Genomic DNA, 7,624 nt, shown 5'->3' with positions numbered 1-7,624 from the left:
GGCTCACGCTTCCCGGTCGACGAGGGCTTCGAGGTCGGCCAGCACCAGTTCCTCGACCAGGCAGGCGAGGCCGGCCACGGTGCGGGCGGTCAGCACGTCGCGTGGCGACAGGTCGACGTCGAACGCCGCCTTGGTCCGGGACGTGATGCGCAGGCTGCGGATCGAGTCGCCGCCCAGCGCGAAGAAGCTGTCCTCCACCCCGACCCGGTCGACGTCGAGCACCTCCGCCCAGATGGCGGCGATGGCCTCCTCGGTCTCCGTGCGCGGGGCCACGTACTCGGTGGAGGTGACCGCGTCGCGCTCGGGCGCGGGGAGCGCGACGCGGTCCAACTTGCCGTTGGCGTTGAGCGGCAGCCGGTCCAGCGCCACGAACGCCGACGGGACCATGTGCGCCGGCAGCACGGCCGAGGCGTGGTCGCGCAGCTCCGAAACCCGCACGTCCCCGCTCGGCACGTAGTACGCGACCAAACGCTGGTCCTGTTCCAGCACAACGACCTGGGCGACCCGGGGATGCGCGTTCAGCACCACCTCGATCTCACCGGGCTCGACCCGGAAGCCCCGGATCTTGACCTGGTGGTCCGCCCGGCCCAGGTAGCGCAGCCGGCCGTCCCGCCACACGGCCAGGTCGCCGCTGCGGTACATGCGGGAACCCGCAGCGCCGAACGGGTTCGCGACGAACCGCGAGGCGGTCAGCCCCGGCCGGTCGAGGTACCCGCGCGCGAGTCCCGGTCCGGCCACGTACATCTCGCCGACGACGCCGGGCGGCACCGGCTGAAGGTCTTCGTCCAGCACGTAGACCCGCAGGTCGGGGATGGGCACGCCGACCGTGCCGTCCGCCTCGGTGTAGGTGACGTGGACGGTGGTCTCGGTGATGCCGTACATGTTGATCAAGGTTCCGGTGCCCTGCCAGTCCTTGGTCTTGTCCAGGTCCAGGGCCTCGCCGCCGAAGATCACCCGAGGGGTGTCGGGCTGTTCGGGGATGAGCTGGTAGAACGCCGACGGCGTCTGGTTGAGCACCGTCACGCCCTCGTCCTTGAGCAGCCGCGCGAAGTCCTTCGGTGACCGGGAGACGTCGTAGGGCACCACGACGAGTCGTCCGCCGTGCAGGAGCGGTCCCCAGAGTTCCCAGACCGAGAAGTCGAAGGCGTAGCTGTGGAACAGGGTCCAAACGTCTTGCGGGCCGAACCCGAACCAGTGGTCCGTCGCCGTGAACAGCCGGATCACGTTGGTGTGCGGGATGATCACGCCCTTGGGCTTGCCCGTGGACCCGGACGTGTAGATGACGTACGCCGGGTTCTCCGGCCGCAGCAACGTCTTTGGTGCAGTCGATGGATAACCGGACAGATCGGGCAGGCGGTCGAGAACCACGACCGGCTTGGCATCCGCGATCGTGCCCGCGATGCGCTCCGGCGGGTAGGCCGGGTCGACCGGCAGGTAGGCCGCTCCGGACTTGAGCACCCCCAGCACGGCCACGACCAGGTCCGCCGAACGGTCGAACGTCAACGCCACCAGGCGTTCCGGACCCGCGCCGGCCGCGATCAGGTGGTGCGCCAACCGGTTCGCCCGCTCGTCCAACTCCCGGTAGGTCAGGGCCGACCCGTCGAACGTCACCGCGACCGCGTCCGGGGTCTTCAACGCCTGGGCGGCGAACGCCTCGGGGATCGTCGTGGTGGCGGTGCTGGTCACGCTGCCGTTCCACCCCACCAGGACCTGATGACGTTCCTCGTCCGACAGCCACGGCACCCGCGCCACCGGCCGCTCGGCGTCCGCGACCAGGCCCACCAGCAACGACATCAGCCGCGCACCCAACCGGACGACCGTGTCCGCGTCGAACATCGCGGGCTCGTAGCCCAGCAGCACGGACAGGCGCTCCCGCGGGTACACCGTGGCGCTCAACGGGAAGCTCGTGGTCTCCACGGCCTCGATCTCCCGCAGCCCCATCCCGTCGCCCAGCTCCACGGGGTAGTTCTCGAACACCACCGCGCTGTCGAACAGGTTCGCGCCCTCCGGCACCGCGCTCCACGACCGCAGCCGGGTCAGCGGCACGTGCTCGAACCGCCGCGACTCCGCCTGCTGCTCCTGCAACTCCCGCAGCCACGCCACCACCGGCCGGGCGCCGTCGACCCGGACCCGCACCGGCAGCGTGTTGATGAAGATGCCGGTGATCGCGTCCGCGCCCGGCAGGTCCGCGGGCCGGCCGGACACGGTCGCGCCGAAGCACACGTCCCGCTGCCCCGACGACCGCGCCAGCAGCAGCGCCCACGCGGCTTGGACCAGCGTGTTCACCGTGAGTCCGTGGGTGCGGGCGAACTCGTAGAGCCGTGTCGAGTCCTCGGGGGTCAACTCCACGGCGTGCCGGGCGGAGGTCGCGGCCGGGCCGGTCGACGGCCGGTCGGCGGGCAGCGGGGTCGGCGAGTCGAACGTGCCCAGCACGTCCCGCCAGTGGCGTTCGGCGGCCTCGTCGTCCTGCGCCGCGAGCCACGCCACGTAGTCCCGGAACGGCCGGCGCTCGGCGGGCTCGCCCAGCACGTCCGACAGCACCTGGAACACGCTCCACCCGTCGAGCAGCACGTGGTGGAACGTCCACACCACCCGCACGGTCTCCGGCGCCAGCCGGACCACCGCCACCCGCGTGAGCGGCGGCACGGACAGGTCGATGCCCAGCGCCCGGTCCTGCGCCAGGAACACCCGCAGCCGCTCGGCCCGCTCGGCGTCGTCCAGCCCGCTCCAGTCCAGGAAGGTGAACGGCACGTCGGCGTGCTCGTGCACCACCTGCAACGGCTCGGGCACGTCGTCCCACAGCACGCTCGACCGCAGCACGGGCGTCCGGTCCACGACCCGCTGCCAGGCACGGGCGAACGCCGCCGAGTCAGGCACCCCGTCCACGACGAACGTGATCTGCTGGAAGTACACGCGGGTGTCTGATCGCGCTGTTTCCGGCGTCGCGTCCAGGCCGTGGAACACCATGCCCGCCTGCATCGGGGTGAGCGGGTAGGCGTCCTCGCCGGTGATCCGGTCCACCTGCTGCTGGGTCAGGCGCGCCAGCGGGAAGTCCGACGGCGTCCGACCGCCCGCGCCCGGTTCCGCGCAGTGCGCGATGACCGCCCGCAGCGCCGCCGCGTAGGCCTCGGCCAGGCGCGCGACGGTGGACCCGTCGTGGTTGGCGTCGCTGTAGTGCCAGGTGACCTCCAGCCGGCCGTCCTGCACGCGGCCGACGACGTCGAGCAGGTGCGGGCGCGGCATGTCCGGGTCGGCGGTCAGGTCCAGGTCTCGCCCGCCCCCGTCGAACCGGCCCAGGTAGTTGAAGCCCACGGCCGGGTCGCACGCCGGGCCGCCCGCGAGCCGGCGCAGCGCACCGCAGCCGATGCCTCGGCGCGGCACGGCCCGCAGCTGCTCCTTCACAGACTTGAGGGCCGCGCCCCAGTCGTTCCGCACGTTCAAAGCGACCGGGTAGACGGTGGTGAACCAGCCGACCGTGCGGGACAGGTCCACGTCGTCGAACAATTCCTCGCGGCCGTGGCCCTCCAGGTCCACCACGACCCGGTCACGGCCGGTCCAGTCGGCCAGCACCCGGCTCAGGACGGTCAGCAGCACGTCGTTCACCTGCGTCCGGTAGACGTCCGGCACGTCCCGCAGCAGGGCGGTGGTGTCCTCTTCGGACAGTCGAACGGTCACCTCGCGCTCGGTCGCGAAGGTGTTGGGGCCGTGCCGGTCGGTGGGGATCTCGCCGCCGGAGACGGCCGACCAGTACGGGAGTTCGTCGTCGAACCCGCCGGCCCGGGTGTGCTCGGCCAGTCGGCGCGCCCAGTCGCGGAACGACGTCGTCTTGCGCCCCAACGGTTTCCCGTGCAGGACGGTGACCAGGTCCTCGGCCAGGACGCGCCACGACACTCCGTCGACCACCAGGTGGTGCGCGGTCAGCCGGACGGACCGGGAGCCGACGATCTCCGCGCGCAGGAACGGGTCCGGGCACCCGACTGGCCGGTTGACCTGCCGGTCGGGCTCGAACCTCATGCGCAGGGCGTCGTGGTGCTCGACCAGGGCGGCGACGGCGTCGTTCAGCGCGGATTCGGTGACGTCTTCGTCCAGGTCGACGATCAAAGACTGCTCGAACAGCGTGGAACCGGTGTCCAGGAACCACTTCTGGATCGGCGTCAGGGGCGCCTCGCCGGTGACGGGGTCCTGGTCGGCGTCCGGCGGCAGGTCGCGGGTGACGTGCGGGGCGAGCGCGGCGATCGTCTGGTGGGCGAAGATGTCCCGCGAGGTCAGCACGAGCCCGGCCGCGCGGGCCTTGGTGACCACCTGGATGCCCAGGATGGAGTCGCCGCCCAGCGCGAAGAAGTTGTCCCGCACGCCGACCTTCGCCGCGCCCAGCACCTCGGCGAACACGTCCGCCAGCACGGCCTCGGTGGGCGTGCGCGGCGCGACGTGGGCGTCGGTTCCCCGGGGCGGGGCGGGCAGGTCGGCGCGGTTCAGCCGGTGCAGGCCGACGAACGTCGCCGGGATGGCGTGCGCGGGCAGGGTCTGGCCCGCGAAACCCTTGAGGGCGGCCGGGTTCACCGGCGGCGTCACGTAGGCGACCAACCGGCCGTCGACCGGGACCACGACGGCGTCGGCGACCTCGTGGTGCCGTTTCAGGGTCGCCTCCACCTCGGCGAGATCGACCCGCAGGCCGCGCACGCGAACCGTGTCGTCGGGCGGGAAGTCCAGCTCCACCAACGACTTCAGCGGCTTGTCGGGGTGCTCGACGACGTCGTGGAGGAGGGTGTCGAGGTCTTGGGCGAGGCGTTCGATCGTTCCGGCGTCGAACAGGTCGGTGTTGTACTCGACGGTGAGGGTGAGGGAGTCGTCGCGCGGCCAGAACTCGACCACCAGGTCGAACCGGGCGTTCGGGCGGGGCAGGTCGTGTTCGGTGACGGTCAGACCGCCGAAGTCCTCGCGCTTGACCAGGGGTTGCTGCAACGCCACGACCGCTTGGACCAGGGGCGTGCGGCTGGGGTCGGGGGCGAGGCCCAGTTCGGCCACCAGCCGGTCGAACGGCACGTCCTCGTGCTCGAACGCCTCCAGGACGGTGCCGCGGACCTGGTCGAGGAACGCGGTGAACGGCAGGTCCGGGTCGACCCACGAGCGCAGGACCAGCGTGCGCACGAAGAACCCGACCGCCCGGTCGAGGTCGGCGTGGTCGCGGCCGGAGGTGACGGTGCCGACCGCGATGTCCCGTTGCCGCGCCCTGGCGGACAGCAGCACTTGGACGGCGGCGGTGAGGGTGGTGAACAGGGTGGCGTCGTGCGCGCGGCCTACGGAGGTCAGCCTGTCCACCAGGTCGCGCGGCAGGGCTCTGCGCAGGACGGCACCCGAGGTGGTGCGCAGGGCCGGGCGGGGCCGGTCGGTCGGGAGGTCCAGCGCCTCGATGCCGGCCAGCCGTTCCAGCCAGTGGGCCGCGTCCTGGTGCGGGCGGTCGGCGTCCCAGACCGCGAAGTCGGGGTACTGGGCGGTCGGCGCGGCGGGTTCGACGCCCGCGTAGAGGTCGGCCAGTTCGTCGATTAGCACGGCCACGGACCAGCCGTCGGTCACGATGTGGTGCTGCACCAGGATGAGGACGTGGTCATCGGGGCCCAGCGGCTTGAGGACCGCGCGGGTCAGCGGGCCGCGCCGCAGGTCGAACGGCGCGCACAGTTCGCGCTCGTCGCCGATGATCAGCGGGATCGTGCCGTGTTCGGCGACCATCTGCATCGGCTCGCCGTCGATGACGTCGAAGGTGGTGCGCAGGGCGTCGTGGCGGCGGGCCAGCGCGTCCAGCGCGGACTCCAGGCGGCCGACGTCCAGTGGTCCGGTCAGCCGCAGGCCCACGCCGGTGTTCTGCTCGGCGGTGCCGTCGAGGGAGAACAGGCGGCGCTGGGCGGGGGAGAGCGGTAACGGGCGGTTGCGTGGAACCTTGGGGATCGGGGTGTGTGCGGGCAGTGCTGTGGCCAGTGCCTCGACGGTGCGGTGCTCGAACATCGCCCGGACCGGCAGGCCGCCCAGCCGTGCGAGCGCCCGGACGGCGCGGATCGAGTCGCCGCCCAGGGCGAAGAAGTCGTCGTGCACGCCGATTCGGGGGATGCCGAGGACGTCCTGCCACACCTCGGCCACCTCGCGTTCGGCGTCCGTGCGGGGGGCGATGAAGTCCTCTGCGGTGATGCCCACGACTGGGGCGGGCAGCGCTGACCGGTCGAGCTTTCCGTTGGGCGACAGCGGGAAGGCGTCGAGGGCGACGAACGCCGCCGGCACCATGTAGTCCGGGAGGGTCGCCGCGAGGTAGTCGCGCAGCCCTGCGGTGTCGCCGACCACGTAGGCCACCAGGCGCTTGGGCTCGTCGCGGGCGATCACCGCGGCTTGGCGCACCGCCGGGTGTTCGCGCAGCAGCGCCTCGATCTCGCCGGGCTCGACCCGGAAGCCCCGGATCTTGACCTGGTGGTCGGCGCGGCCGACGAACTCCAGCTCGCCGTCCGGCTTGACCCGCACCACGTCCCCGGTCCGGTACATGCGGGACCCGGGTGGGCCGAACGGGTCGGCCACGAAGCGGGACGCGGTGAGGCCGGGTCGGCGCAGGTAGCCGCGCGCCAGGCCCACGCCCGTCACGTACAGCTCGCCCTCGGCGGTCGGGTGGAGTTCGTCGTCCAGCACGCGGACTTCGGTGCCCGGGATCGGTCGGCCGATGGGCGGGGTGCCGCCCGGTACCAGGGGGTCGCTCCAGCTGGTGACCACGGTGGACTCGGTGGGGCCGTAGGCGTTGATCATCCGCCGGCCTCCCGACCACCGGGCGACGAGGTCGGGTGCGCAGGCGTCACCGCCGACGATGAGGCAGCGGAAGGTGGGCAATGGTCGGTCGGGGACGGTCGCGAGCGCCACGGGAGGGATGAGCGCGTGGGTCACGCCGAACTCGTCGACCACGTCCGCTAGTTGCTCGCCGAGCAATGGGCCGGGAGGGGGGACGACCAAGGCCGCGCCGGCGGGCAGCGCCATGCAGAGTTCCAGCACGGACGCGTCGAAGCTGGGGGAGCTGAACTGGAGGACCCGGTCGCCGGGCCGCACGTCGAAGTGCGCGATCTCGGCGTGCGCGAACGCCGGCAGCCCGCGGTGGGTGACCACCACGCCCTTGGGCCGGCCGGTCGAGCCGGAGGTGTAGATGACGTAGGCGGGCGAGTCGGGGTGGATCGCCACGCCGGGATCGGTGTCGGGCTGGCCATCGGTGTCCAGCGGGCCGTCGAGGACCAGGAGCGGGTCGGCGTCGGCGAGCATGAACTCGATGCGCTCGGCCGGGTACGCCGGGTCCACCGGCAGGTAGGCGGCACCGGTTTTGAGGACTGCGAGCCGGGCGACGACGTTGTCCACCGACCGCGGCAGGGCGATCGCCACCACCCGCTCCGGCCGCGCGCCCTTCCCGCGAAGCAGGTGCGCCAACCGGTTGGCGCGGGCGTCGAGTTCGCGGTAGCTCACCGCGCCCGCCGCGGACACCACCGCGGGGGCGTCCGGGGTCCGGTCGACCTGCGCGGCCACGAGTCCCGGCAGATTTTGGGCAGACGTCATCGCGAGCGGAACCTTTCTGCGGGATCAGGGGGAGAGCGGGTGCGGCCTTACCCGC

At 72.3% G+C, this 7,624-nt stretch carries 1 pseudogene; it reads right to left on the bottom strand.

Annotated elements, in window-relative coordinates:
- Nucleotides 1-3 precede the first annotated feature (3 nt).
- Nucleotides 4-7,551 (bottom strand): annotated as a pseudogene (locus tag RIN75_RS05440) (amino acid adenylation domain-containing protein); the annotation flags it as partial.
- Nucleotides 7,552-7,624: the final 73 nt, after the last annotated feature.

The sequence above is a fragment of the Saccharothrix sp. genome, from assembly GCF_031180885.1.
In the GTDB taxonomy this organism is placed as follows: domain Bacteria; phylum Actinomycetota; class Actinomycetes; order Mycobacteriales; family Pseudonocardiaceae; genus Actinosynnema.
This window is presented reverse-complemented; position numbering and strand designations above follow the sequence as displayed.